We start from the raw sequence: 26,060 nt of genomic DNA, 5'->3' as shown, positions 1-26,060 counted from the left end.
ACTTGGAAATAGTAAATGTACACGCAAAGTCGTGCTACATGATACGTGATACTTGTGTCGAATACATCAATGGATTTTATACTTAGTAGCCTCATTTTTACTCCTTTAGTAGCGGCGGTAGTTATACTGCTCCTGCCGGTGCACCTCCAGAAGCCGATCAAGGCGGTGACCTTGCTGGCGGCGCTGGTGCAGATGGGGCTTGCTATCCTTTTATACTTCCAGTTCGACGGCGGTGTGGCGGCCAACGGGCAGCAGGGCTACCAGTTCGTACAGAAACTCAACTGGATCGGCTTCTCGTTGGGCAACCTCGGCCGCTTTCAGATCGACTATTTTGTAGGCGTGGATGGCATCAGCATCAGCATGGTGCTGCTCACGGGTTTGGTGGGCGTGATCGGGGTGATCTCCTCCTGGAACATCACCAAAAACGTGAAGGGATATTTCCTGCTCTACCTGCTGCTGCTCACCAGCGTGATGGGCTGCTTCCTGGCGCTCGACTTTTTCCTGTTTTACCTCTTCTTCGAGTTCATGCTCCTGCCGATGTACTTTTTGATCGGTATCTGGGGCGGTCCAAAGCGCGAGTATGCGGCGATCAAGTTCTTCATTTATACCTTAGTCGGCTCCCTTTTCATCCTGATCGTGATGATCGGGCTCTATACTTCCGTGATCGACCCGCAGGCTACGGCGGTGCGGATGGGGCTGCTGGAACAAGGCGAGGCGGCCAGTGCCGAGGTGCTGACGCAGGTACAGCAGATGCTGCAGCGCAACCAGATCAGCAACTACAACCTGGTGCGCACCTTCAGCATCCCGGCCATGATGGAGCCGGCCAACTTTATTCCGGACAGCCTGCTGCACGTGCTCTCCGGGAGCGTGCTCTGGGACCTGCCGCTGCGCTTTATCGCGTTCCTGCTGCTTTTTGCCGGCTTTGCCATCAAGGTGCCGTCGGTGCCGGTGCATACCTGGCTGCCCGATGCGCACGTGGAGGCGCCCACGCCTATCTCTGTCTTGCTGGCGGCTATACTGCTGAAGGTAGGCGGCTATGGCCTGATCCGCATCGTGTACCCCATCTTCCCGGATGCCGGTACCTACTTCTCTATACTTGTCGGTGGTTTGGGCGTGCTGTCGATCATCTATGGCGCGATGAACGCGCTGGCCATGAAGGACCTGAAAAAGCTGATCGCCTACTCCTCGGTGTCGCACATGGGCTTTGTGCTGCTGGGGTTGGCCTCGCTCACCAATGAGGGGGTGAACGGCGCCATTTACATGATGTTCAGCCACGGCATCATTTCGGCCTTGCTCTTTTTGGTAGTCGGCGTTATCTATGACCGCGCCCACGACCGCATGATCCATAACTTCAGAGGCCTGGCCAATACCATGCCGGCTTATACCTGCTTTGTAGTGATCGCCTTCTTTGCCTCGCTGGGAATGCCTGGCTTCTCTGGCTTCATCTCGGAGCTGCTGGTGCTGGTAGGCGGTTTCGGCGCGCCGGAGGCCACGGGGCTGCTGCCGCGCTGGCTTACTGTTGTGGCGGTGTTTGGCCTGCTGCTGAGCGCGGCCTACTACCTGTGGGCGCTGCAGCGTATGTTCTTCGGCAAGTTCTGGATCTTTCCGGAGCTGCGCGAGAAGGCTCTAATCTCCGACATTGACACAAGGGAGTACCTGATGCTGGTGCCGCTGGCGGTGCTGGCGCTGCTCTTCGGCATCTTCCCGCACCTGCTGCTGGATAAGATCAGCCTGACAGTAAACGGCTTTACCGAAATGGTGCTGCTGCGCGGGCAGGAGCAGCTGGGGTTAATTTTTTCAACGCTTAAGTAGTGAACGAACAGGCCGCATACTTATCAGAAAAGCTGAATGCCATACTTGCCGGGGCGGGTTCGCTGCTGCCCGAGTTTGTGCTGGCCTTTTTCTTCCTGCTGCTCGTTACCCTCGACCTGTTCAAGGCTAAAAGTATAAAAAAGCTGCTGCCCTGGCTGGCGCTCACCGGTTTGTTCTGGGTGCTGGTGCTGCAGGTGCTGGGCGGTTATACTTCCGGCGATGAGCCTTTCCTGAACCTGCTGCTCTCCGACGGGCTGGCGCGGTTCGGCGGCATACTTTTCAGCGCGGCGGGTGTTTTCACTATCCTCCTGTCGCTGCAGTTAAAGCGGCTGGAAAAGCTGAAAGAGGGCAGGGGCGAGTTCTACGCGCTGGTGCTCATACTGGTGCTTGGCCTTAACCTGATGGCCAAATCGGTGAACCTGCTGATGGTGTTCCTGGCCATAGAGGTCGTTTCGATCGCCTCCTACATCCTCACCCTTACCTTTAAAACAGAGAAACGCGCCGTAGAGGCTGGCCTGAAGTACGTGCTGTACGGCACCCTGTCGGCGGGTGTGATGCTGTACGGCATGTCGTTTTTCTATGGACTTACAGGCACGCTCCACTATACTTCGGAGGCTTTTGCGCTGGGCCTGCTGCAGGCGGATGCGCTGTTGGTAACCGTGGCGGCTATACTTATTCTCGCAGGTTTCTTCTTTAAGATCTCGGCCGCGCCTTTCCATTTCTGGGCACCGGATGTGTACCAGGGGGCACCGATGCCGGTGGTGGCGCTGTTTTCCACGGGCCCGAAGATGGCGGGCATCCTCGTTATACTTCGCTTCGTCACCAACTTTACCGATGCCACTGCCTTCGCCGATGTACAGCTGCTGCTGGGGATTGCGGCCTTGGCCACCCTGGCAGTGGGTAACTTCACGGCACTGTGGCAACGCACGCCGCGCCGGCTGCTGGCTTACTCCTCTGTGTCGCATGCCGGGTTCTTGCTGGCGGCGCTGCTGGCTTTCGGCACCGGCTATACTTCCAGCATCCTTTTTTACCTCACGGTGCTGCTGTTCATGAACTTCGGCATCTTTCTGCTGCTGCAGATAGGGGAGGAGAAGTATGGGGTGCAAACGCTGGAGGATTTTTCCGGGCTGGGCCGCCTGCAGCCATACCTGGGGGTGATGGCCGTGCTCTACCTGCTCTCGCTTACGGGGTTGCCGCCACTGGGCGGTTTTATGGGCAAAGTATTGATATTTAGCAATGTGTGGGAGGCGTATACGCTTTCCGGAAACACGATGCTGCTCGTGCTGCTGGTAGCCGGAATCCTGCTGACCGGGGTGGCGCTGTTTTATTATATCAAGATACCGTACTACCTTTTCTTCAAAAGGAATCAATCTCACGAAAATTTAGTTATTTCACCGTCAGATAAACTGTTGCTGGCGCTGTTCGCCCTGCCGCTGCTGGTCCTGTTCTTTAAACCCGACCTGCTGCTCCGCTGGATAGAGCAACTGCTGGTGCAGACACTATAAAAGCACTCATGAGCGACGCAATTAAGCACGAATGTGGTATCGCCTTAATCAGGCTCCGTAAACCGATTAGCTATTACGCCGAAAAGTACGGCACTCCGTTATATGGTGTTAACAAGCTGTACCTGCTCATGCAGAAGCAGCACAACCGCGGTCAGGACGGGGCCGGGGTAGCCAGTATCAAGATCAACGCCCTGCCCGGCATCGATTACATCAGCCGTTTCCGCTCTGTAAAGACCCGCGCCATCGACAGCATCTTTGGCAAGGTTGGGAAGGAGTATAAGAAGCTGAAGGAGGAGTACCCGGAAAGGGCCGAGGATGTGGAGTGGGTGTGGGAGAACATGCCTTTCCTGGGCGATGTATACCTGGGCCACCTGCGCTACGGCACCCACGGCGTTAACAGCGTGGATAATTGCCACCCCATGGTGCGGGAGAACAACTGGCGCAGCCGCTCCCTGGCCGTGGCCGGTAACTTCAACATGACCAATGTGGACGAGCAGTTTAACAAGCTGCTGGACCTGGGGCAGCACCCCAAGCATAAGTCTGACACGATTACGGTGCTGGAGAAGATCGGCCACTTCCTGGACGAGGAGAACCAGCGTCTTTTCGACTACTACAAGAAAGGCGACTATACCAACAAAGAAATCACGCTGCTGATCGAGCAGAACCTGGACATGCAGCGCGTGCTGAAGCGTGCTGCCCGGGATTTTGACGGTGGCTATGCCATGGCCGGTCTGACTGGCTTCGGTGCGTCTTTCGTGATGCGTGACCCGAACGGCATCCGTCCTGCTTACTACTACATGGATGATGAGGTAGTGGTGGTAGCCTCCGAGAAGCCCGCCATCAAAACAGCCTTCGGCATAGACTATAGCGAGATCAAGGAGATTACGCCCGGCCATGCCCTGATCGTGGACAAGGCCGGCAACCCGGAGCTGAAGGAGGTGGTGGAGCCGCGCGAGAAACTGTCGTGCAGCTTCGAACGCATTTATTTCTCCCGCGGCAACGACCCGGAAATATACGAGGAGCGCAAGAACATGGGCAAGCTGCTGTGCCCGCAGATTCTGGAGGCCATTAACTATGACCTGAAGAACACCGTGTTCTCTTATATCCCCAACACCGCCGAGACCTCTTGGCTGGGTATGATGAAAGGGCTGGAGAACCACCTGCGCGACTACCGCAAGCAAGCCATCCTGAACCAGCAGTTAACGGAGGAGCAACTGGACGAGATTCTGCAGTTTAAGCCGCGCGCCGAGAAGCTGGTGATCAAAGACGCCAAGCTGCGTACTTTCATTACCGACAACGACAGCCGCGACGACCTGGTAACGCACGTATACGACACGACCTATGAGGTGGTGAAGAAAGGCGTAGATACGCTGGTGGTGCTGGATGACTCCATCGTGCGTGGTACTACATTGGAGAAGAGCATCATCAAAATGCTGGACAAACTGGAGCCGAAGAAGATCATCATCGTTTCCTGCGCACCACAAATCCGTTACCCGGACTGCTACGGCATCGACATGTCGCGCATGAAGGAGTTTGTGGCCTTTAGAGCGCTGCTTGCCCTCCTTAAGGACACTGGCCAAGCCGACAAGGTGCAGGAAACCTATAACAAGTGTCTAGCTGCTGCCGGTACGCCTGCTTTCAAGGAGACAAACTTTGTGCAGGAGCTGTACGATCTGTTCACGCACTATGAGTTATCGGACAAAGTAGCTGAAATTGTTAAGGCCCCTGATGTGAAGGCGGAGGTGCAAGTGATCTACCAGACGATAGAAGACCTGCACGAAGCCTGCCCGAACCACAAAGGCGACTGGTACTTCACAGGCAATTACCCAACCCCGGGTGGTACCGGCGTGGTAAACCGTGCCTTCATGAACTTCGTGGAGAACAAGTCCGGAAGAGCTTATTAAGAACTATAAAGTATAAACACATACCTGAACCGGCCGCTGCATCATGTGCAGCGGCCGGTTTTGTTTTTAACATGCTCCGGCAAGCATCTGTGTTCGCGTTTTGTTTTGCCTGTTAACCCACCTCTGGCCTCCGAGGAGGTGAGTTCACCCCACCCCATCCCTCCCTAAGTACAGGGGAGGGGGCCTGGTTCCAGCTCCGTCAGCGGTGCTATCGAACCTAATCCCAGTCCTTGGGTTGAGCGCCTTGTGCATGTTGCGGTGCCGAACGCAGTGAGGCAGCCGGAGCAGAGCGGAGGCAGCTTCAGGCACACAGCGCGATGCCCGAGGACGAGGCCTCCCGGCCTGGAGGGAGCCAAGGCCAGAGGTGAAACGATAGGTTTGTAAGTCTGAAGGATGAACGGCAGCTAGTAAGGATAGCTTGGTTCAAATTGCGGGAAGCAGGGGCTATGAATGTGTAGCAAAAGCATTAGGTATGGCTCTTAGAGCCAGTTGGGTTGCAAACCCAACATCATAGTGAGGCACGAGTTGAAAACTCGCGCCAGCGCAATGGGAAGTAGAGGCAGATAGAGGCACAAACAACCCTTTGCGCCAGCAATGGGAAGATTATGAAAGTATAAATCAGCCCGAAGAGCGATACTTCTCAAAACCTTCCACAACCTATTAAACCTTGGGCAGCAGCAGCAGTCAAAGCTTGCAATATAGCATAGGCAAAGTATAGCATTTTATCTTCCTGATGCTTAACTTGATAACCGAACTTGTCTGAACTTTAAACTATAACTCCAACCTTACGAATGAAGAAAATCTTAACCATTGCAGCCTGCCTCGCCTTAAGTGCAGGTGGTGTAATGGCGCAGGAGACTTTTCCGCGCAACGGCGTGTACGACGAACGCGCCGGACTCGTGGCCTTCACCAACGCCACCGTCCATACTGATTACAAAACCACCATTCCCAATGCGACCCTCCTGATCCGAAACGGCAAGGTAGAAGCCGTGGGCACTAACGTAAAAGTGCCTGCCGGTGCCGTGGTGATGGATGCCAAAGGCAAGCACATCTACCCTGGTTTGGTGGATATGTTCAGCGACTACGGGTTGCCGGAGGTAAAAGCAGAGCGCCGCAACTGGCGTGCCGCCCCGCAGATGGAGTCTACCAAAGAGGGTGCCTACAACTGGAACGAGGCCATTCGACCGGAGACAGACGCGGTAGCGTTGTTTAAAGTAGATGCCAAAAAAGCCGAGGAGCTGCGCAAGCAGGGTTTTGGTACGGTGCTGGCGGTGCACCGCGACGGCATTGCCCGCGGCACGGCCGCACTGGTAACACTGGCTGAGAAGCGGGAGAACGAAGTGGTGCTGAAAGACAAAGCCGCCGCTGCGCTATCATTCGACAAAGGTACTTCGAAGCAGGACTACCCGAACTCATTGATGGGCTCTGTTGCCCTGCTGCGCCAGACGTACCTGGATGCCCAGTGGAATGCGCAGAATCCGCAGAAAGAGCAGAATATCTCTCTGGCCGCTTTTACACAGGCTAACGCTTTCCCGCAGATATTTGAGGTTGATAACAAACTGAATGTGCTGCGTGCGGATAAAGTGGGTGACGAGTTTGGCAAGCAGTACATCATGAAAGGTGCCGGCGACGAGTACCAGATGCTGCCGCAGATCAAGGCGACCAACGCACCCATCATCCTGTCGCTGGATTTCCCGGCCGCTTATAACGTGGAGGACCCGTTTGATGCACGCCGTGTGGCCCTGAACGACATGAAGCACTGGGAAATGGCGCCTGCCAACGCGGGCCTGCTGCAGAAAGCCGGTGTCACTATCGCCTTCACGGCACACGACCTGAAAGACAAAAAAGACTTCCTGCCAAACCTGCGCAAAGCCGTGAAGTATGGCCTGAGCGAAGAGGAGGCGCTGAAAGCCCTGACAGCGACACCAGCCAAGCTGCTGAAAGCAGAAAACCTGGTGGGTAGCCTGAACAAGGGCATGCTGGCCAACTTCATCATCACCACGGATAATCTTTTCTCGGAGGAGGGGATGATCCTGGAGAACTGGGTGCAGGGCGAGCAATATAAAATCTCTGATGTGCCCGCCGATTACCGCGGCGTTTATACTTTAAAGCTGGGCAACGACACCGGCCGTAAGCTGCTGGTTTCAGGTACCGCCGAGAAGCCGGAGCTGCAGGTGATTGCCAAAGATACCGTAAAAGGCAACATCAGCATTAAGGGAAACCTGGTAACGATCTCTTTTGCTGAAAGCAAAGACAGCAAGCAGAGCATCCGCCTGAGCGGTTGGGTGGCTGATAAGAACCTGCAGGGCGAAGGCCAACTGCCAAACGCCTCTTCTGTGAAATGGGTAGCTGCCTACTCTGAGGCCATGACCCAGCAGGAGAAGAAAGACCGTGCCAAGAAGGAAGAGGAAAATGCCGCTATCGGTGGCATGGTATACCCGTTTCAGGCTTTCGGCCAGCCGGAGCTGCCTAAGCAGGAAACCGTGCTGATCAAGAACGCCACGGTTTGGACTAACGAGAAAGAAGGCAAACTGGAAAATGCCGATGTGCTGATCAAGAACGGCAAGATCGCGAAAGTAGGGAAGAACCTGAGCGAGTCGGGTGCCCGGGTGATCGACGGTACCGGCAAGCACGTAACACCAGGTATCATTGATGAACACTCGCACATTGCTCTGGATGGCGTGAACGAGGGAACCCAGTCTGTTACCTCTGAAGTACGCATGGCCGATGTGGTGAACCCGGAGGATATCAACATTTACCGCCAGCTGGCTGGTGGCGTTACCACCTCACAGTTGCTGCACGGTTCTGCCAACCCAATCGGTGGCCAGTCGGCCATTGTGAAGCTGCGCTGGGGCAAGAGCGCCGAGGAGATGCTGGTGGAGAATGCCGACGGCTACATCAAGTTTGCGCTGGGTGAGAACGTGAAGCAGTCGAACTGGGGCAGCACCCAGACAATCCGTTTCCCACAGTCCAGAATGGGGGTGGAGCAGGTATTTGTAGATGCCTTTACACGAGCCAAAGAGTATGAGCAGGCCCATAAGAACTATAACAAGCTGAGCAAGCGCGAGAAGGCCAAAATGCCGGCCCCACGCCGCGACTTGGAGCTGGAGGCGCTGGTGGAGATCCTGAACGAGAAGCGCTTCATCACCTGCCACTCTTACGTGCAGTCCGAGATTAACATGCTGATGAAAGTGGCTGACGAAATGGGCTTTAAGGTGAACACCTTCACGCACATCCTGGAAGGCTATAAAGTAGCTGACAAAATGAAAGAGCACGGTGTGGGTGGATCTACCTTCGCCGACTGGTGGGCTTACAAGATGGAGGTGAAAGATGCGATCCCGCAGAACGCCGGCCTTATGAACCAGTTGGGTATTGTAACCGCCATTAACTCTGATGATGCGGAAATGGCCCGCCGCCTGAACCAGGAGGCTGCCAAGAGCGTGAAGTATACCGGCATGAGCGAAGAGGACGCCCTGAAAATGGTGACCCTGAACCCTGCCAAGCTCCTGCACCTCGACGACAGAATGGGTAGCCTGAAAGCGGGCAAGGACGCAGACATCGTGCTGTGGAACGAGCACCCGCTATCCATTTATGCGAAGCCGTTGAAGACCTTCGTGGATGGCGTTGCCTACTACGACTTGGAGCGCGACGAGCAGCTGCGCGAGGAACTGGACAAAGAGCGCATGCGCCTGGTGCAGAAGATGCTGAGCGAGAAGAGCGGCGGTGCTAAAACACAGGCTCCGAGAAGCAAAAAAGCACACGTGGTACACTGCGAAGACGTGGAGCACAACGAGGAGGAGTCGTACTTCGCATACTAGTTTTTGATGGCTAAGTGGTTTAATTGTTAAGTGGTTGTTCTTAGTACCTGATCAACCATATAACGATCCAACAATTCAACAATTGAAAGATGAAAATCCATAAAAGATATATTTCGGCTTTGGTGGCGCTGCTTTTTGCAGTACCGGTAATGGCGCAGGTGCCTGCCCCGGCACCTAAGCAAAGCAAGCCGCTGTTGCTAAAGGGCGCTACCCTGCACATAGGCAACGGGCAGGTGGTGGAGAACGCCGCCGTAGGGTTCGATAACGGGAAAATCACGTATGCGGGTCCGCAGAGTGGGGCTAATGTGAATGGCTATGAGGTGGTGGATGTAACAGGCCAGCACATTTACCCCGGCCTCATCCAGCCGAACGCTACGCTTGGCCTGAACGAGGTGGAGAGCGTACGCGCCACGATTGACTGGCGCGAGGTAGGCGATATGAACCCGAACGTGCGCTCGGTGATCGCTTATAACACCGATTCTGACATCATCCCGACGGTGCGTGCTAACGGGGTGCTGATGACGCAGCTGACCCCAATCGGTGGCACGATTTCCGGTACTTCGTCTATCGTGCAGCTGGATGCCTGGAACTGGGAAGACGCCATTGTGAAAGCTGATGAGGGCATGCACCTGAACTGGCCTTACATGCTGATCGAGACCGGCAACAGCCAGGCCGATGAGCGCCTGAAGCGCATGGCCGGAGAGCGTGAGAAAACGATACTGGAGCTGGAGAAGCTGTTCCGCGATGCGGCCGTGTACAAATCGGGCAAGCATGATAACCAGAACCTGAAGCTGGCCTCGATGACTGGCTTGTTCGATGGCTCCAGCAAGCTCTACATCCACGCCAACTACGGCAAAGAGATTATTGAGGGGGTTAATTTTGCGAAGAAGCACGGTGTGAAAGAGATTGTAGTGGTGGGAGCCCGCGATGCCGTGGCCGTGGCCGACTTCCTGAAGGCAAACAACATCCCGGTGATTTACTCTGGTGTGCATGCCCTGCCGTCGCGTGCGGAGGAGGATGTGGACATGCCCTACAAAACGCCTTACCTGCTGCATAAGGCGGGTATTCCGTTCGCGCTGGACTATGACCTGAGCATCCACGGCACGCGCAACCTGCCGTTTATTGCCGGCACTGCCGCCGCCTATGGCCTGGACAAAGAGCAGGCGCTGGCCTCTGTTACGTTAAACACCGCCAAAATCCTGGGCATTGAGAAGCAGGCTGGTTCTGTGGAAGTGGGCAAGGATGCCACGCTGGTGGTATCCTCCGGCGATTTGCTGGACATGCGCACCAACAACGTGACGTACGCCTTTATCCAGGGTCGCCAGGTAGACCTAAACAACAAGCACAAGCAGCTGTACGAGAAGTTTGACAACAAGTACAAGCACCAGCAGCAGCAGGTGCCGGCCGGTGCTACCTCATCCTCCGCAGGTAAGTAATTATACTTGCGGATAAAAAAAAGCGGGCTGCCTATGTATGGCAGCCCGCTTTTTTTCTGGCTATCTGCTGGAAACAGGCACCGGTTCTTTCTCAAAAGTTAGCTTTTGCTCCAGCAGCACCTTGTTCTCCAGGCCTCGTATCTGCATCGTCACCTTGGTTTCCTTTTCTCCCCAATCGATGGTAAGCAGGCCAAAGTTCAGGGCGCCGACCTGCTCACCCACCCGGTAACGGTTGCCGCGCTTGCTTGGCTTACGGTGGTGCGTCATGCCGCTGGAGGTGATCTCGTACACCGGCTGCTGGTAACCTGCTATGTCAATCTTGGCCAACTCGCCTACGTGCCGGTCGCCGGAGAGCAGGATAGGGTTAGCCGGGTGTACAGTTTCCAGGAGCCGCAGCAGGCGCTTGCGGGCATTCGGGTAAGCCGACCAGTTGGTGTAGGCAAGGCCGTTTGGGAGAATCTGCATGCCGCTGGCGATGATGTGGATCTGAGCATCGGAGTCGGTTAGCTCGCGCTCCAGCCACTGCCACTGTGCCTCCCCCAGAAGCTCGCCTCCGAAGTTGGGCAGGTACATGCCGAACAGTTCCTTGAACGGGTCGCGGTGGTAGCGGCCATCGAGTAAGAGCACTTTCACTTTCTGCTCACCCTCCCCGTAGGTGTAGCTGCGGTAAACCCCTTCCTGCTCTCGCACAGGGGCATCGGCAGGCACGCCCATAAAGTCTAGAAACAGTTGCTGGCTATGGGCCTTGTAGGGATAGGTGCCGTCTGCGTCGTTGTAACCATAGTCATGGTCGTCCCAGGTACCGGTAACGGCGGCAGTCTTGAGCAGTGCCTGGTAGCCGGGGTGCTGCAACTGGCGGTTATACTTGCTGGCCAGCGTGTCCATGCTTTCGGTGTCGGCATAAATGTTGTCGCCTAGCCAGATCCACAAGTCGGGGTCTGCAGCCACAATGGAGGGCCAAAGCGGCTGCGGTTCATCCTGGCTGTTACAGGAACCGAACGCAATGGTAGTTTTTTGCTGGGCCATCAGGCCATAAGCCGGGAGCAGGAACAGGACCAGCGTGAACAGTGCCAGGTGCCTGAGGGAGAAATCTTTTCTACACATACCTACCCATTACATCGGCTGCCGCGCATATGTTCCGGGGAGGGCAAAAGAAAACCCCTGGACCAGTGGCGCAGGGGTATTCTTTAAGTATAACAAACAACAAACTTCTTTTGCTTATGGGCTAAGCAGAGGCGCAATCCTCTGTATATGCCCTGGTCAGCTTTATAAAGGTAGACTTTAATTCCGCTACAAACGAATGTATTAGATAAACAGACCAATTGCCTCGACCAATGGTAACCGGGTACTATGCAGGCTGTTTTAAGTTCTAAGACTCAACATGATAAAGCAGGGCGTTTAGGGGGCGAGACGACAAAAGCCCAACGTATGCGCCGCTGGTGCGTTTATAGGGGAAGTAACATTAAAACCAAATTGACATAACTATGGAAAGGAACGAGAGAAACTACCGAGGAGACTTCGAAGATAGAAACAACCGCGATGATGGCTTCCAGAACTACAGAGAGCGCTACAGCAACCGCCACGGAAATTATTACGGCATGCGCGATGATGATGCAGAGTACCGCAACGTGCGGGGCCATAACCCGGATCCAAACTTTGGCTACCGCAGTGGCGGGCCCGTGGCAGGCTACGGTGCCAGCAGCTACCGCGGCTTGACCGACAGCAGTAACCGGGATAGCTACCACTACGGCGACCCGAACCCGTACATGGGGAACAGCCGAAACGACGGCGGCGGCTACGAGCGCAGCAGAGGCACCGGTTGGGGAACAGAGGATAAATACGGCACGTACGGGACCTCGCGCGGCACGAACTACAGCGAAGGCAGCGGTAGGTACAACCGCCAGGACAACAGCTACCAACACGGGGGCCAGGGCCGCCGCTACGAAGACTTTAACCAGGACGAGAAGATGTACCGTGGCCGCTCTGAGCGTGGCTACAACATGCTCGGCATAGATGCCTACTACGACCGCGGGGAGCATCGGGAAAGACGCTCCGACAACGACTATCGTGGCGGCGACCAACGCAACTACTACGACCGGGATTACCGTGGCGATGACGAGCGCTACCGTGGCGAGATCCGCAACTCAAACCGAGGCGATAACTATGCCACAGGCCTTTACGCCAGCAACCGCTCCTATGTGAGCGACAACGACGACTACAGCCAGCGCAGCAGCCGTTACCGTCGCCCCGGCGAAACATCCGGCCCTGACTACAGCGCACACCACGGCGCCAGTAACTATGGCATGGAGTCTCCGAGAGGGTAATTAACCCGCTTGTAAACTACAAAGCCCGCAGCTAAGCTGCGGGCTTTTTTTACAGTACTTTTACATAACTGCTGCGCAGTCTAAAACACATTGCCCGGCAGGCCGTTTATATTTTAGCTAAAAAACAAGACGATGAAAAAACTGCTATACATACTTCCTGCGCTGCTTTTGCTGCTAGCCGGCGCCTGCACCGTGCAAAACAAAAACCAGGCAGCCGAGACCGACAGCGTACTGGATGCCTATTGGGCACTTTATTCGCTGGAGGGGCAGGATGTGCAGCGGCCGCAGAACACACAAACCGCTTTTATCCGCTTTGAGGAAGGCAAAACACGGGTGCACGGCTTTACGGGCTGCAACAGGTTCTTCGGGAGGTATGAGCTGGACGGGCAAAACCTGAAACTCTCCAACCTCGGCTCCACCCGCATGGCCTGCCCCGATATGGACCAGGAAAACAAACTGCTCGACGTGCTCAGTCGCGTGGATAGCTACCGGATTGCCGGCGATTTGCTGACGCTGTATGCTGGTGGCACAGCCGTGGCTACCTTTATGTCAGGCACGGAGGAAAGTGTGACCACCCCACCTGCCGGCGGCATTATTATAGACTAAAAGAGCGCCCTTGGCTAAGCCTGCGTCTTCAGCAGCAGCTCGTTAAACTTCTCCAGCAGGTTAATGTACTTGCGCTGCAGGTTCACCAGCTCCTGCTCACAGTCGCGGAGGTTGTTGGGCTTGTACACTTCCTGAGGCTCGCTGTCGAAAGGCAGGAGCAGGTTGGTGCTCATCTGCGGCTGCGGCTTCGGGGCTTCCTTTTTCACAGTTTTACTCAGGTGTGGGAAATCCTGTGAAAAGTCGTGGTGAATCACCTCGCCCAGCTTCAGGATAAAGCTGTACGGTATGCTTGATTCCTTGAACTTATTGTAAAGCGTTTTGCGGCTGATGCTCATCTTCTCGGCCACTACGCCAATTGCCACGCCGCTAGCCTTTATGGCATCGCGTATCACCTCGCCTCTGTGTGTGTTTGTCTTTATCATCGCTACTGTCCGTTACCTGTTTGTGTAACCTTTATTTCCTTTACAAAAATAGGTAATCACTATGTACGAAATGTGAATGTGGACAAATTTTACACGGCTGTATAAGGGGGCATCCTTTGTTTTCGCAAAAGCGCCTGAGCCACAGAAGGTTGCTGTGGTAAGGCTTTTTCCCTGCCCACAGTTTATCTACATTTCCATACTTTATCCACAGGGAGGAGGAGCCAAACAGAAGCAAAGCCGTTAGGAAAACAACTGTTACCGTTGCTTCTGTGGTTTTTTGCGTTCTCTGTAGCGGAAGCAGGCCGTGAGCAGACTGAGCATGCCCAGGAAGGCGAAAAGTGAAAGATACCCCATAACGGTAAAAACTTTTGATCAGACGTTAGCTAAACCAGTGCCTGCAGCGGTACCTGCATCTCAGGCTGTAAGCGGGCCTACGGCAAGTACAGGAAAGCTCTCTTTTGTGTAAAACCTGTATCCGTTACCCCGCAGGGCGTGCGGTGTGTGTAGCAGGCGCATGGCAGGAGCCGCCGTGGCAGCGTCTGTTATACGTAATTTGGCGGCAATGGCACCTGATTTTGGGGAGAAGTATAAACCTGTGCCTGCGGCTACGTATGCTTACATAAAAGTAGAATTATGCAGCACTCCATGATTGGTGTAGATATCGGCACCACGAGCACTAAAACCGTAGCCTTCAACCTGGAGGGGGAGGTGCTGTTCCAACGTTCCGAAGAGTACCCGATCATCAGCCAGGAGCCGGGGCAGGCAGAGCAGGACCCGGCAATGGTGCTGCAGGCGGTGCTGAACACGCTGAGCGCGGTGGCGACTTGGTTAGATGGGCAGGGGTACAAGGTGGAGGGCGTGAGTTTTAGCAGTGCCATGCACAGCCTGCTGCTGATAGATGCAGCCGGAAACCCCCTCAGCAACAGCTACACCTGGGCCGACTCCCGCAGTTACAAGTATGCCGATGAGATCAGAAACAGCTCCATGGGGCACAAGATTTACCTGCAAACCGGTACGCCGGTGCACCCCATGTCGCCGCTCGTGAAGCTGTGCTGGCTCCGGCAGGAGCAGCCGGAGCTGTTCGGGCAGGCCGAAAGGTTCATCGGTATCAAAGAGTTCGTGCTGCACCGCCTGTTCGGCGCGTATAAAGTGGACTACTCGGTAGCCTCCGCTACGGGGCTGTTCCATATCTTTGACTTTATCTGGCACGAGGATGCCCTGCAGGTGGCGGGCGTAAGGCCGGAGCAACTGCCGGAGCCGGTATCGCCCACGTATACCTTCAGGGGCCTGCAGGCTGCGGATGCGGCCTTGTTGCACCTTCCGCCTGATGTGCCGTTCGTGATCGGCGCCAGCGATGGCTGCTTGGCAAACCTGGCCTCGCATGCCGTGCGTCCAGGCGAGGCAGTGGTAACCATTGGCACCAGCGGCGCGGTGCGCATGATGGCCAGCGGGCCAGCCACCGACCTGCAGGAGCGGGTGTTCAGCTATATCCTGAACGAAGACCACTTTGTGCTGGGCGGGGCCGTGAACAACGGAGGCGTGGCCCTGCGCTGGTTCCGCGATACCTTTTACCCCTCCGAAACTGCCGAGGCCAGGCTGAAGGACCAGGACATCTACGAGTTGCTGAATGAGGTGGCCGAAAGTATAAAACCAGGTGCGGATGGACTGCTGTTCCTGCCTTACCTGCTAGGTGAGCGCGCCCCTATTTGGGATGGTGCTGCCCGTGCCTGCTTCATCGGGGCAGGGTATAACCATAAGCGGGCGCACTTTTTAAGAGCCGTGATGGAGGGCGTGATCTTCAGTGTGAACAGTGTGGTGCAGGCACTGGAGCAGACCGTCGGGCCCGTTTCCTCGATTTACGCCAACGGGGGCTTTTGCTTCTCGGAGCTGTGGGTGCAAATGCTGGCGGATGTTACCGGCAAAAAAGTGCAGCTGACGGAAACGCGCGAAGGCTCTGCCTTTGGGGCGGCCATCATGGGCATGTATGCGCTTGGCTTGCTGCCATCCTTGGAAGCTGCCGAAAGTATGATTCGGGTGCGCCGGACGCTCGAACCCATTCCAAGGAACTACGAAACATACGCGAAAAGCTATGCCGTCTTCGAGTCGCTGTACCCGAAGCTGAAGGATAGCTTTGAGCAGCTGGGGAAAGTGTAAAGCAGGTATAAAACAAAGAAGCCGGAAATTCTATAGATAGAATCTCCGGCTTCTTTGTAATCTATTTTCAACTTTTAGCCATACTCTTTAACGGTACCAGGCATGTAAGGTTACGAGGTGCCGAAATATTTGCGAAATTTTTCTGCATTCATCCGCTGCAGAACCTCAGAAATTGCCCTTATGCTGGATAAACGAAGGTATTAGCCATTATTGAGGCATGAACAATGGAGTACAAATTTTTTCAAGCAGCAGCTGGGGCTATAGTGTAAACTGCACCCCCAGGCTTACGTGGAAGGTGTTCAGGGCTTGGCGGTGCCGGATAGGTCGGCCCTGGGAGTTGGGTACGGTAAATGCAGGCCTGGTATAAAGCATGCCCGCCTCCATCGTCACCAGAAAGGGGCGCACGTTGTAGCCAATGCCGCTACCCCAGCCGAGTGCCAGCGCCGTGGCTTTGTCGGTTGGCATCACAATGTCACCGTAAACCGTTTGCACCTGCCAGGAGGCGGTGCGGTTAAAGGATGCCCCCATAGAGCCCCTCAGGTATACTTCCAGCAACTCTTCCACCGGAAAGCGAGCGTAAACATCGGCCATGGTAAATACTGAGCGCCAGGCCTCGGAGCTTTTACCTGTCACCAACTCATCATCCGGGTCGGCGAAGGCATCGAGGTCGTAGCGGTTGTGGCGTAAACTCCCTGAGGCGCCCACGCCCAGGTACCTGCCCAGGTTGTAGCGGTAACTGCCTGTCAGGAGCAGCCCGTCGCGGGCAAAGGCCGGATACGCATCCGAAAAGTCAGCTTTGCCAAAGTTGCCGCTCACAAAGGCACTGCCCAACTGCAGGCCCAGCACATGCTGCTGCCCCGGTTCTGTTGCCTCTGTCTGGGCTGCGGCAGGCAAGGTGCATGACAGGAGGAAAGCAAAAAGTAGCAGTTTTTTCATCGTACAAGGTTACTGCAGCAGGTCCTGTTGCTCGGGGTGCTGCGCGATGTATTTCTGAACGGCTTCGCAGGTGGCAATCACTTTCAGGTTGTGCCGGCGCGCATAGTCCAGTGCTGTGGTTATCAGTTCCTGCGCCAGCCCGGTGCCGCGGTAAGCTTCTGGCACAAATGTGTGCGTCAGGTCCAGCACGCCATCTGCTGGCTTAGCATAGGCTAGCTCGGCCTCCTCGTCCTGCTCCAGTTTGGCGGTAAACTGCTGGTACTTCTCTTCGTGGATGATTTCGTATTCCATATCCTAAAATTCAAGCGTATAGCCACGGACCTCGTTTGGCTGCAGCGTCAGCACCTCTTTTCGAGTAATCCCTGCTTCCATGTTATCGGTGTATACTACGATAGGGACATTGGCCGGTACATACACCTGGTCCTCGAAGTACCCCGGGCTGCCGTCGTAGGCAAACGTGCAGCTGTCGGGATCAGCTGGGTGGAGTTTATACTTGACAACTGCTCGAAACTGCGGCTGCTCTGGGGTGTGGGTGACGTGCAGCTTGAGCATGGCCGAAGGCGTGATCGTGTAGTTCTGGATAACCGTAGTGTCGCGCGAGATTTCGCCTCCGTACCACCTGTTGGAGACACTGCAGCTCAGGTAAGCGTTCAGTTCCGCCTCCGACTCCAGGCTGATATAACCCTCCACCAGCTCCTGGTCGCGCAGCAGGAAGCGCAGCTCATAGTTGCCGTTAACATCAGTGGTGGCAACAGCTTTATGTCGGGTAAACCCGCCCAAGGGGTAATTTGGCTTGTGCCAGCTTGCCCGAAGCTGCACACCTGCCACAGGCGCCCCGTTTTGGTCAGATATGCGCCCCTTGATGGTGGTGCAGGAGCCGGGGCAGTACTTGCTAATGTAATCGTACTTGATCGGCTCGCAGGCGGCGAGGCTGCAGACCAAAAGCAACAGCACAAAGTATAAAGGGGCGCGTGTTTTCATGGGGGATGGCATCAAGTAAGAGACTACTTGTAATATACTAATAAAAGGATATAGGTTCATATCCCTATGCGTTTAAAAATGAAGCAGATACTAAAGCCCAGCTGCCTCTACTGGACGACCTCGCCGGCGGATGTTTGGTTGCAGGTGGCAAGTGTAACAACATACCCGTACCTTTGCACCCGAATAATACGCTTGTCATGCACCGCCACTTTGTACTTTTCAAGCCATACGGCTACATCAGCCAGTTTATCAGCGAAACCAGCAAAAAGAAAGTCCTGGGCGAACTGTATGATTTCCCGGATGGCACGATGGCCATAGGCCGCCTGGATGAGGACAGCGAAGGGCTGCTGCCATTGACCACCGACGGCAAGACAAGTGAGCTGGTGCGCAGCAGCAAGGTGGAGAAGGAGTATTACGCACAGGTAGACGGGCTGATAACCGAAGAGGCGCTGCAGCAGCTGGCCCAGGGCATCACGATCCGCACCGAAAAGGAGTGGCACCAAACCAAGCCTTGCAAAGTATACAGACTAGAGGCTGCCCCTGAGCTGCCGGAACGTGCCAAACGTATCCGCGATGAGCGCCATGGCCCCACCAGCTGGGTTTCTATCACCCTCACCGAGGGAAAGTTCCGGCAGGTGCGCAAGATGACGGCCGCCGTTGGCTTCCCAACGCTGCGCCTGGTGCGGGTGCGTATCGGGAACATCCGTGCCAGTGGAATGGAGGCAGGAGAGGTGCAGGAGGTCAGCAGCTTCGATTTAGCCTGAGCTACACCTTACGGCCTGCTGCCTTACGCCTGAGCGGGGCGAGGAGGTAATCCAGCCCGTTTATTTTGATCTCATACATAGTGGCCAGCTGCATGCCCAGTTTACCCGGGGGAAACCCTTTGCTGCTAAACCACTCCAGGTACGACACGGGCAAATCGCAGAGCAAGGTGTCTTTGTACTTGCCGAAGGGCATGCGGTGCAGTACAAGTTCCTGCAGGATGTTGGAGTTGGGCTGCGTGTCGTGGGTATTCATGCAGGCAAGGTAAACAATCCGCAACATTGCGCCAAGTTAAAGGTTATATACCTCTGTGCGGCTGCAATAGCAGCAGGAGCAGCAGCTGCAGATGTTAATATATGTTATAACTTTGAGTCGGTTTAGAGACGATCCATGACGCGTAAACAATACTTCGTAATTATACTTATACTGGGCTCACTGGCTACTATCAGTCCCTTCTCGATTGATATGTACCTGCCAGGTTTCCCGGCCATTGCGGCAGACCTGAACACGACCATTGCACAGGTGCAGTTGTCGTTGACGGCTTACCTGGTGGGCATTTCGGTAGGGCAGCTCCTTTACGGACCTTTGCTGGACCGCTACGGCCGCAAACTGCCGTTGTACGCCGGCCTGTTCATCTACATCCTCACATCGCTGGGGTGTGCCTACACCGAATCTATCGACTCTTTTGTGCTGATGCGGTTTTTGCAGGCCATAGGGGGCTGTGTGGGCATGGTGGCGGCGCAGGCGCTGGTGCGCGACATCTTCCCCGTGAACAAGACGGCGCAGGCTTTCTCGCTCCTGACGCTGGTTATTGCCGTGTCGCCCATGGTGGCGCCAACCGTAGGCGGATACCTTACCTCTGCGTTTGGCTGGCACTCGGTGTTTGTGATTCTTGCCGTGATAACCGCCCTGATCATGCTGGGCATTTACTTTTTCCTGCCTGAGGGCCGGCCAGCTGACCCCTCTATCTCCCTGAAGCCCAAACCGGTGCTGAACAGCTTTATCACGGTGCTGCGGCAGGAGCAGTTTCTGCTGTACACACTGGCCGGCGGCATTGCCACGGCGGCCCCCTTTGCCTACATTGCCGGCTCTGCGGATGTGTTCATGAACATCTACCAGGTAAGTGAGCAGCAGTACGGCTGGATCTTTGCTTTCCTGGCCTTTGCCATGATCGGGTCCACGCAGCTCAACCACGTGATTCTGAACAGGTTCAAAAGCGAGCAGGTGATTAACTTTACGCTGGTTTACCAGACGGCTGTGGGTATTCTGCTGGTGGTGGGCACGTACTATGGCTGGTTCAGCATGATCACTATGATTGTGTTGCTGTTCGTCTTCCTGACCGGCCAGGGGCTGCTGAACCCAAATGCCACAGCGCTCTCTTTAGCGCCCTTCAGCAAAAACACGGGGAGTGCGGCAGCGTTGCTGGGCAGCTTTCGGATGGCCATGGGCGGCCTGATGTCGGCGGCAGTGAGCGTGCTGCATTCAGGGTCCGCATTGCCGATGGTGAGTGTGATGGCGGCTTGCTCGGTTACAGGGCTGATACTGCTGCTGCTGGGCCAACGCACAATCCGCTACCGAGCCAACCGCCGTGCCGTGGAAGAGGATACCTCCGTGCTGATTTCGACCGGGCAGGAGCAATAAGGAGGATGGTGGTAGCCAAAGGCAAAGGTTACTCTGCTGTTATTATACTTCTTAGCCTAAGCTGGCGCAAGCGTCTGCTTGTGTCTTGTCTTGGTCGTGGCTTCCTTCAGCTTGAACCAAGCTATCCTTGCTAGCTGCCGTTCATCCATGGCCTTACAACCAACTTGTTTCATAGCTGGCTTTGGCTCCCTCCAGCCCGGGAGGGCTCGTCCTTGGGTATCGCGCTGTCTACATTTCCTTTGCTGTCGCAATGCCCTTGCGGGCACCGGAAATCTAGAAGGCGCTCAACCCAAAGACTGGGTTCTGGTTAGATAGCCACTGCTTTCCGTATAGTCCCCCTTGGAAGGGAGCAGAGGGATGATAATCTCCTGCGGACAATTCCCCTCTTGGGAGGGGCTAGGGGTGGGTTTATACTTTGTAGGAACAGGTCGCGACCTATCTACGCAACGGCAGCAGCTATAGAATGCATACTTCTGAAATAGCAGTAACAGGCTCCCCTCCTGGGGGTAGGGGCCCTCGAACAAGCCAAGGAGGGGCAGGGGTGGTTGGACCCGGTGCTGTGGCTACTTCTCCTTCGTCATCTCAATATGGTCAATTCCGTCCTCATCGTACACCGGGCCGGACTGCACGAAGCCGAAACTCTCGTAGAAGCCTTTGGCATATACTTGTGCACCAATTTTAATTGGGCCGTGGCCATAGAGGCGGTAACATTCCTCAATGGAGTAATCCACCAGAACCCTGCCCAAGCCGGTGCCACGCACCTGCATGCTTGTCACGATGCGGCCAATGGACATGGCATCGGGATAGGAGAGGCCAGGTGGCACCAGGCGGGAAGTGGCTACCAGTTCGCCATCCTTGTAAAGGAGCAGGTGCTGGCACTTCTGGTCTTTGTTGTCCATGTCCAGGAAAACGCAGGTTTGCTCCACCACAAACACTTCGCTGCGGAGGCGCAGCATCTCGTACATTTCCTGCGGGGTAAGCTCGTGAAAGGCTTTACTTATTTTGGTAAGGCTCATGCGGGGTCGTCTACATCTGAATGATAAATTGCAAAGATAGCACACATCCGGCACCTGTGGGCACAAAAAAGCCGCTGCGGTTCCGGCAGCGGCTCTGTTTAAACTTCTACACGGTCTTCTACTGCGACCAAGATGTTGGCTGGCGGTCCCAGCGGTGGTTCTTGAGCTCCTGCAGCAGCTCCTTTGGCAAGCCATCGCCATCGCTGGTGGCCAGGTTCGCCTCCACATGGTTAGCCTTGCGCATGCCTGGTATGGTGGTGCCGATCTGTGGGTTGCTCAGGATAAAGCGCAGCGCCATCTCCGCCATGGTCATACCCTGTGGTACCAGCGGCCTGAGCGCTTCGGCATGGTCTACGCTGCTGTTCAGGTTCTCTGGCACGAAATACGTGTTGCGCCAATCTCCCTCCGGGAAGGTCGTGTCTTTCGTGAGGGTGCCGGTGAGGGTGCCCTCGTCAAACGGTACGCGGGCAATAATGCCGATATCCAGCTTCTCGCAGAGCGGGAACAGCTCATCCTCGGGTGCCTGGTCAAAGATATTGTAGATTACCTGCACGGCGCTAATGTGGCCGGTGCGCAGCGTGTTCAACACATTCTCAGGCTCCCAGCGGTTTACACTGACGCCCATATGCTGAATCTTTCCGTCGGCCTTTAGCTGCTCCACGGCGCGCTGCCACTCCTCATGCTCCGCCCAGCTGTCTTCCCACACATGAAACTGCTGCAGGTCAATCGTCTCCACGCCCAGGTTCTTCAGGCTTTTCTCGGTATACTCAATAATGTGGCTTGCCGGAAACACCTCCTCCAGTTTAAACTCCGGCCGGGAGGGCCAGGTGAAGTTCTTGGGCGGGATCTTGGTGGCCACATAAAGGCGCTTATCAGAGTGGCGCTTCAGCAACTGGCCAAGTAGCTCTTCGCTGTGCCCTTTTCCGTAGCCCCAGGCAGTGTCGAAGAAGTTGCAGCCGCGCTCCACGGCCAGGTCCAAAGACTGCTCCGATTGCCGGTCGTCCGACTCTGTCCAGCCTGCCATGCCCCACATGCCGTAGCCTACTTCGCTGATGTTCCAGCCTGTGCGGCCAAATCGTCTGTATTGCATAAGTATGTTTTTTAGGTAGAAGTCTAAAGTACGAAAAAGCTGTGGAAGAAGGATAGCGTTACGGCTATGCAGTGGCCATTTACCCCTACTATTTTAAAGATAAGGCAAACATTTTAACGAATTAAATGTACATACATGTAATTACTGCCTGAGAAGTCTCTGGTTGCTGCCTATGCCGGTAGGCTGGGGGCACGAACGATAGAGGTTCGGTTACGTTAACCGTATTCAGCCTTGGTAATTAGTATCTTATATCAGAAACAACAACTAAAACGGAGAATTATGGCAAAGACGAAATGGGTATCCGACCCAACGCACAGCGAAGTACAGTTTAAGGTAAAGCACCTGATGATCACCACCGTGACAGGTTATTTCGGCAAGTTTAACGTTGAGGTGGAGACAGAGGAGGAGGACTTCACCAAAGCCTCACACATCCTGTTCACTGCTGATGTTGACTCGATCAGCACCAACAACGAACAGCGGGATACGCACCTGAAGTCAGCCGACTTCTTCGACGCCGCAAACCACGAACAGGTGAAGTATGTCGGCAAAGACTTTGAGAAAGTAGGGGAGGATGAGTATAAACTGCACGGCGACCTGACCATACGGGGCACGACCAAGCCTGTTACTGTGAACGTGGAGTTCGGGGGTGTGGTGGTTGACCCTTACGGGCAGACGAAGGCAGGCTTTACCATCACCGGCAAAATAAACCGCAAGGAGTATGGCCTGAGCTGGAACGCCGTGACCGAGGCCGGAAGCGTGGTGGTGAGCGACGAGATAAAGCTAAACTGCGAGATTCAGCTCGTGAAGCAGTAAGAAAAACGCCCGGCATAAAGTATAAAAGCTCCGAACCTTAACGGCCGGAGCTTTTATACTTTACAGGCAGTAGCAGAGAGGTTATTTTTTCTCCGCCACTATTTTCCTTATCTGGTTCTGCACCTCCGGGTCTTCCTTATAGGCCTTCATCATGGCTTCATACTGCTCCATGGTCAGCCCCTGTTCCTCTACCGCCTGCTCCACTTTTTCTTTGGTCTCAGGCTGGATTTTCACCACCTCGCGGGCGGCGTTGCTAAAGGCACTGATCTCCTCCGGGTTCTCAGCCACCTCGTCTAGCTTCTTAGCGCGGTGCGCCTTGGCCAGCTCGTTAAAGCGCTCCAGCGTCAGGCTGTTTTCTTCGATCACGGCCACCATCGTGTCGCGGCCTGCTTTCTGAATTTCGACAACGGCAGAGTTTGCCTCCACAAAGTTCTGAAGGTCTTCTTCAGAGTACTGCTGTTGTGCCTGCTCCTGGGCAGCGCCGTCTGGGGCAGCGGCTGCATCCTGGGCATAAGCCGCGCTGCCAAGGCACACACTGGCTGCTACCAGCGCGGCTGCAAATGTCCCTTTCTTCATGAATACCATATACTGGATTTTTGGATTGGGTGAAAAGATTTATTTAAGCCGGGGATCGCCTCCTTGCCCACCGAAAGAGAGCAAAAAGGAGCGCCACACACTTGCTGGAAGGGTGGCAACAAAATCCCCTTCAGCTCAATTTAAGGCTTTTTTATGGCAAAGTCAAAATATATGGCCCGTTGCATAAGTCTTTCCTTTCTGGGGCGGCACGTGGCAGTGCGCCTATTTGGTGAGTGGTTTTCCTGGGTAACTTGCTGGTGTACAAATAAATAGTTTCTTTGCAGGGAGAAAGGGGAGTTGGCATGCAGCCAAATTGCATAACTTTCGTTGTCGGGGAAGGATGGCCTGGGGCGTAAGGGCGTTAACAGCCGGATGAGGGCATTTATAGTATAAATTTTATACTTTGGCAGACGTATCGTGCCAAAGACGTATAGAAGGCATACGACCCAACGTACATGAGCAGACTAAACCGATACCAGCTGGCTTTTTTGAAGTGGCGCAGGAGGCAGAGCAATAACCGCATCATGCCTTTTGTGTTGAGCGTGGTGGTCGGTTCTATTGTTGGGCTGTCGGCTATCCTTATCAAGACGATTATCTTTTACATTGAGCAGTACGCCGTATACTTTGCCCCCAGGCTGCTGTACTTTCTGTTGCCGCTTATCGGCTTCCTGATCGTTACGTTCATCAACCGCAACATTTTCAGCAAGACGGCCTACTTCGGCGGCACACGCCAGGTGATTGAGGCCATCGAGAACCATTCGTCCATTATCCGGCTGCGGCTGGTTTACTCCAAGTTCATCACCACGGGGCTGACCATCGGCTTTGGCGGCAGCTCCGGTGTGGAGGCGGCCATTATTTCGAGCGGGGCGGCAGTGGGCTCCAACGTGGGGCGTTTTCTGGGGCTGGGCTACCGGCTGCGCACCCTGCTGATCGGCTGTGGCGTGGCGGCAGGCATCTCGGCGGTGTATAACGCGCCCATGGGGGGCTTTATCTTTGCCCTCGAAACCATCCTGCCAGAGTTCACCCCCACGTTGCTGATTCCGCTGCTGGTGGCGGCGGCGGCGGGTAAGATCCTGTTCGAGTTCATCATGGGAGAGCATCTGCGCTTTCAGGTGCCGCTCACCGACTTTGCCTACGAGCAGATCCCGCTGGTGGTGTTGCTGGGGGTGCTGGGCTACCTGATGTCGAACTACCTGCTCCGCACCTACAGCTACTGCGCCCTGGCCTTAAGCCGCATAAACAACGCTTACCTGCGGGCGCTGGTGGGGGGGCTGGCGCTGGGCTGCCTCATTTTCCTGCTGCCGCCCATGTACGGCGAGGGGTACGTAAGTATAAACGCCCTGCTCAACAATGAGGAGCGCTCCCTGCTGGTGAACTCACCGCTTGCCGCGCTACCCAATACGGTGTGGTTCAACCTCTTTTTCTTTTTCCTGATCACCATGGTGAAGCCCATCAGCACGGGCATCTGTGTGAACTCAGGCGGGGAGGGAGGTTACTTTGCGCCATCCATCATCACAGGCGGGTTGCTGGGCTTCCTGTTCTACAAGCTGGCGGCCCTGGTTTTTCCTTTCTACGAGCTGAATGCGGCCACCTTCATCTTCCTGGGCATGGGCAGTGTGTTTGCCTGCATCATGAACGCGCCGGTTACCGCCATCTTCCTTGTGGCTGAGATCACCCAGAGTTACCAATTGTTTGTGCCCCTGATGCTGGTGTGCGCCGTGTCCTACTTCCTGAAGTACTACGTGGAAAACCTGCGCCGCAGCGTGGTGCAGCCGGCGGGCCAGAGCAAGGCCCTGCGTGTAGACCGCATCCTGCTGAACCAGCTCAACATCAAGCAGCTGGTGGAGGAGGACGAGACGGCCGTGAGAGAGAACGCAACGTTCCGGAATGTGGTGGAGTGCTTTGCCAAGTCGAACAAGGATATGCAGCAGGTGCTGGATGAGCAGGGCAACCTGAAGGGCATCATTACGCTGAACGACCTGCGCCAACGCCTCGGCGATACCTCCAACTACGATACCATACTTGCCCGCGACCTGATGCACCCACCGGAGGCGGTGGTAGAGATAAACGAGCCTGCGGCCGTGGTGCTGGACAAGTTTGACGCCAACAAGCTGTGGACGCTGCCCGTGGTGCGGAAAGGCAAGTTCAAGGGGTACATCTCTAAAAGCCGCCTGCTGACCCAGTACCGCAAGGAGCTGACGAAGGTAAACAGGTTCTTTTAAGGAGTTGCCGGAGAGGGTAGCGATCCTCTGTTTGGACTCACG

Annotated in this window: 21 protein-coding genes; 12 read left to right on the top strand and 9 right to left on the bottom strand. The window is 55.3% G+C overall.

Translation table 11 applies throughout. The annotated features are described in order from the left end of the window. Positions 1 to 69: 69 nt before the first annotated feature. From PXG97_RS09475 to PXG97_RS09455, 5 genes are all read left to right on the top strand, one after another. Positions 70 to 1,812, top strand: coding sequence for a complex I subunit 4 family protein (locus tag PXG97_RS09475; protein WP_276497580.1), 1,743 nt, complete (start codon positions 70 to 72; stop codon positions 1,810 to 1,812). Further along, a complete protein-coding gene (locus PXG97_RS09470) occupies positions 1,812 to 3,317 on the top strand; it encodes an NADH-quinone oxidoreductase subunit N (protein ID WP_276497519.1) in 1,506 nt (501 codons plus the stop codon). The genes PXG97_RS09475 and PXG97_RS09470 overlap by 1 nt, the downstream gene beginning before the upstream one ends. A gap of 8 nt (positions 3,318 to 3,325) precedes the next feature. Continuing rightward, positions 3,326 to 5,221, top strand: coding sequence for an amidophosphoribosyltransferase (locus PXG97_RS09465; RefSeq protein WP_276497518.1), 1,896 nt, complete (start codon positions 3,326 to 3,328; stop codon positions 5,219 to 5,221). A gap of 791 nt (positions 5,222 to 6,012) precedes the next feature. Beyond that, positions 6,013 to 9,039, top strand: coding sequence for an amidohydrolase family protein (locus PXG97_RS09460; RefSeq protein WP_276497517.1), 3,027 nt, complete (start codon positions 6,013 to 6,015; stop codon positions 9,037 to 9,039). 89 nt (positions 9,040 to 9,128) lie between these two features. Continuing rightward, positions 9,129 to 10,475, top strand: a complete 1,347-nt coding sequence (locus PXG97_RS09455; RefSeq protein WP_276497516.1) for an amidohydrolase family protein — start codon at positions 9,129 to 9,131, stop codon at positions 10,473 to 10,475. A 60-nt stretch (positions 10,476 to 10,535) separates the two neighbouring features. On the opposite strand, the gene PXG97_RS09450 is transcribed toward PXG97_RS09455, so the two are convergent. Further along, positions 10,536 to 11,579, bottom strand: coding sequence for an alkaline phosphatase D family protein (locus tag PXG97_RS09450; protein ID WP_276497515.1), 1,044 nt, complete (start codon positions 11,577 to 11,579; stop codon positions 10,536 to 10,538). Positions 11,580 to 11,959: 380 nt separating this feature from the next. Between PXG97_RS09450 and PXG97_RS09445 the strand changes: the two genes are divergently transcribed. Both PXG97_RS09445 and PXG97_RS09440 read left to right on the top strand, forming a co-directional pair. Next, positions 11,960 to 12,799 carry a hypothetical protein gene (locus tag PXG97_RS09445; RefSeq protein WP_276497514.1) on the top strand — a complete coding sequence of 280 codons (840 nt, stop codon included), beginning with the start codon at positions 11,960 to 11,962 and terminating at the stop codon, positions 12,797 to 12,799. Between the two features lie 132 nt (positions 12,800 to 12,931). Next, positions 12,932 to 13,405, top strand: coding sequence for an META domain-containing protein (locus PXG97_RS09440; RefSeq protein ID WP_276497513.1), 474 nt, complete (start codon positions 12,932 to 12,934; stop codon positions 13,403 to 13,405). A 14-nt stretch (positions 13,406 to 13,419) separates the two neighbouring features. On the opposite strand, the gene PXG97_RS09435 is transcribed toward PXG97_RS09440, so the two are convergent. Then, positions 13,420 to 13,827, bottom strand: a complete 408-nt coding sequence (locus PXG97_RS09435; protein WP_276497512.1) for a hypothetical protein — start codon at positions 13,825 to 13,827, stop codon at positions 13,420 to 13,422. 633 nt (positions 13,828 to 14,460) lie between these two features. On the opposite strand from PXG97_RS09435, the gene PXG97_RS09430 reads away from it, so the two are divergent. Next, positions 14,461 to 15,981, top strand: coding sequence for a gluconokinase (locus PXG97_RS09430; RefSeq protein WP_276497511.1), 1,521 nt, complete (start codon positions 14,461 to 14,463; stop codon positions 15,979 to 15,981). Between the two features lie 258 nt (positions 15,982 to 16,239). Here the strand turns inward: PXG97_RS09430 and PXG97_RS09425 are convergent, their stop codons facing one another. The 3 genes from PXG97_RS09425 to PXG97_RS09415 are packed head-to-tail and all read right to left on the bottom strand — an operon-like array spanning position 16,240 to position 17,898. After that, complete coding sequence (locus PXG97_RS09425; RefSeq protein ID WP_276497510.1) at positions 16,240 to 16,917, bottom strand: outer membrane beta-barrel protein; 678 nt, start codon at positions 16,915 to 16,917, stop codon at positions 16,240 to 16,242. Between the two features lie 9 nt (positions 16,918 to 16,926). Next, on the bottom strand, positions 16,927 to 17,208 hold the full coding sequence (locus PXG97_RS09420) for a GNAT family N-acetyltransferase (RefSeq protein ID WP_276497509.1): 282 nt from the start codon (positions 17,206 to 17,208) through the stop codon (positions 16,927 to 16,929). 3 nt (positions 17,209 to 17,211) lie between these two features. Continuing rightward, the gene (locus PXG97_RS09415; RefSeq protein WP_276497508.1) at positions 17,212 to 17,898 is read right to left on the bottom strand and encodes a carboxypeptidase-like regulatory domain-containing protein; all 687 of its coding nucleotides are present in this window, start codon (positions 17,896 to 17,898) and stop codon (positions 17,212 to 17,214) included. Between the two features lie 173 nt (positions 17,899 to 18,071). Here PXG97_RS09415 and PXG97_RS09410 point away from each other — a divergent pair, with 173 nt between their 5' ends. Continuing rightward, entirely contained in the window at positions 18,072 to 18,662 is a 591-nt protein-coding gene (locus PXG97_RS09410) for a pseudouridine synthase (RefSeq protein WP_276497507.1), read from the top strand. Position 18,663: 1 nt separating this feature from the next. Here the strand turns inward: PXG97_RS09410 and PXG97_RS09405 are convergent, their stop codons facing one another. Next, positions 18,664 to 18,915: a DUF3820 family protein gene (locus tag PXG97_RS09405; RefSeq protein WP_276497506.1), complete on the bottom strand. Its 252-nt coding sequence runs from the start codon at positions 18,913 to 18,915 to the stop codon at positions 18,664 to 18,666. A 135-nt stretch (positions 18,916 to 19,050) separates the two neighbouring features. Here PXG97_RS09405 and PXG97_RS09400 point away from each other — a divergent pair, with 135 nt between their 5' ends. Next, on the top strand, positions 19,051 to 20,301 hold the full coding sequence (locus PXG97_RS09400; protein WP_276497505.1) for a multidrug effflux MFS transporter: 1,251 nt from the start codon (positions 19,051 to 19,053) through the stop codon (positions 20,299 to 20,301). Between the two features lie 563 nt (positions 20,302 to 20,864). Here the strand turns inward: PXG97_RS09400 and PXG97_RS09395 are convergent. Together PXG97_RS09395 and PXG97_RS09390 are read right to left on the bottom strand one after the other, a co-directional pair. Continuing rightward, positions 20,865 to 21,317, bottom strand: coding sequence for a GNAT family N-acetyltransferase (locus PXG97_RS09395; RefSeq protein ID WP_276497504.1), 453 nt, complete (start codon positions 21,315 to 21,317; stop codon positions 20,865 to 20,867). 118 nt (positions 21,318 to 21,435) lie between these two features. Further along, complete coding sequence (locus PXG97_RS09390) at positions 21,436 to 22,407, bottom strand: aldo/keto reductase (RefSeq protein WP_276497503.1); 972 nt, start codon at positions 22,405 to 22,407, stop codon at positions 21,436 to 21,438. A 279-nt stretch (positions 22,408 to 22,686) separates the two neighbouring features. Here PXG97_RS09390 and PXG97_RS09385 point away from each other — a divergent pair, with 279 nt between their 5' ends. Beyond that, positions 22,687 to 23,220: a YceI family protein gene (locus PXG97_RS09385; RefSeq protein ID WP_276497502.1), complete on the top strand. Its 534-nt coding sequence runs from the start codon at positions 22,687 to 22,689 to the stop codon at positions 23,218 to 23,220. A gap of 81 nt (positions 23,221 to 23,301) precedes the next feature. Here PXG97_RS09385 and PXG97_RS09380 read toward each other — a convergent pair whose 3' ends face one another. Continuing rightward, positions 23,302 to 23,796 (bottom strand): DUF4168 domain-containing protein, encoded by a 495-nt coding sequence (locus PXG97_RS09380; RefSeq protein ID WP_276497501.1) that lies wholly within the window; start codon positions 23,794 to 23,796, stop codon positions 23,302 to 23,304. A 455-nt stretch (positions 23,797 to 24,251) separates the two neighbouring features. Here PXG97_RS09380 and PXG97_RS09375 point away from each other — a divergent pair, with 455 nt between their 5' ends. Then, on the top strand, positions 24,252 to 26,018 hold the full coding sequence (locus tag PXG97_RS09375) for a chloride channel protein (protein ID WP_276497500.1): 1,767 nt from the start codon (positions 24,252 to 24,254) through the stop codon (positions 26,016 to 26,018). Positions 26,019 to 26,060: the final 42 nt, after the last annotated feature.

Source organism: Pontibacter litorisediminis, from assembly GCF_029360645.1.
Lineage (GTDB): Bacteria > Bacteroidota > Bacteroidia > Cytophagales > Hymenobacteraceae > Pontibacter > Pontibacter litorisediminis.
The sequence above is the reverse complement of the archived record's forward strand: the minus strand, read 5'-3'. Positions and strand labels throughout refer to the sequence as shown.

Excerpts from the sequence above, each read along its gene's own strand:
- PXG97_RS09445 (WP_276497514.1), top strand. The coding sequence starts at position 11,960 with ATGGAAAGGAACGAGAGAAACTACCGAGGAGACTTCGAAGATAGAAAC.
- PXG97_RS09375 (WP_276497500.1), top strand. The coding sequence starts at position 24,252 with ATGAGCAGACTAAACCGATACCAGCTGGCTTTTTTGAAGTGGCGCAGG.
- PXG97_RS09430 (WP_276497511.1), top strand. The coding sequence starts at position 14,461 with ATGCAGCACTCCATGATTGGTGTAGATATCGGCACCACGAGCACTAAA.
- PXG97_RS09400 (WP_276497505.1), top strand. The coding sequence starts at position 19,051 with ATGACGCGTAAACAATACTTCGTAATTATACTTATACTGGGCTCACTG.
- PXG97_RS09395 (WP_276497504.1), bottom strand. The coding sequence starts at position 21,317 with ATGAGCCTTACCAAAATAAGTAAAGCCTTTCACGAGCTTACCCCGCAG.
- PXG97_RS09450 (WP_276497515.1), bottom strand. The coding sequence starts at position 11,579 with ATGTGTAGAAAAGATTTCTCCCTCAGGCACCTGGCACTGTTCACGCTG.
- PXG97_RS09415 (WP_276497508.1), bottom strand. The coding sequence starts at position 17,898 with ATGAAAACACGCGCCCCTTTATACTTTGTGCTGTTGCTTTTGGTCTGC.
- PXG97_RS09465 (WP_276497518.1), top strand. The coding sequence starts at position 3,326 with ATGAGCGACGCAATTAAGCACGAATGTGGTATCGCCTTAATCAGGCTC.
- PXG97_RS09460 (WP_276497517.1), top strand. The coding sequence starts at position 6,013 with ATGAAGAAAATCTTAACCATTGCAGCCTGCCTCGCCTTAAGTGCAGGT.
- PXG97_RS09420 (WP_276497509.1), bottom strand. The coding sequence starts at position 17,208 with ATGGAATACGAAATCATCCACGAAGAGAAGTACCAGCAGTTTACCGCC.
- PXG97_RS09380 (WP_276497501.1), bottom strand. The coding sequence starts at position 23,796 with ATGAAGAAAGGGACATTTGCAGCCGCGCTGGTAGCAGCCAGTGTGTGC.
- PXG97_RS09385 (WP_276497502.1), top strand. The coding sequence starts at position 22,687 with ATGGCAAAGACGAAATGGGTATCCGACCCAACGCACAGCGAAGTACAG.
- PXG97_RS09455 (WP_276497516.1), top strand. The coding sequence starts at position 9,129 with ATGAAAATCCATAAAAGATATATTTCGGCTTTGGTGGCGCTGCTTTTT.
- PXG97_RS09405 (WP_276497506.1), bottom strand. The coding sequence starts at position 18,915 with ATGAATACCCACGACACGCAGCCCAACTCCAACATCCTGCAGGAACTT.
- PXG97_RS09435 (WP_276497512.1), bottom strand. The coding sequence starts at position 13,827 with ATGATAAAGACAAACACACACAGAGGCGAGGTGATACGCGATGCCATA.
- PXG97_RS09425 (WP_276497510.1), bottom strand. The coding sequence starts at position 16,917 with ATGAAAAAACTGCTACTTTTTGCTTTCCTCCTGTCATGCACCTTGCCT.
- PXG97_RS09390 (WP_276497503.1), bottom strand. The coding sequence starts at position 22,407 with ATGCAATACAGACGATTTGGCCGCACAGGCTGGAACATCAGCGAAGTA.
- PXG97_RS09440 (WP_276497513.1), top strand. The coding sequence starts at position 12,932 with ATGAAAAAACTGCTATACATACTTCCTGCGCTGCTTTTGCTGCTAGCC.
- PXG97_RS09475 (WP_276497580.1), top strand. The coding sequence starts at position 70 with ATGGATTTTATACTTAGTAGCCTCATTTTTACTCCTTTAGTAGCGGCG.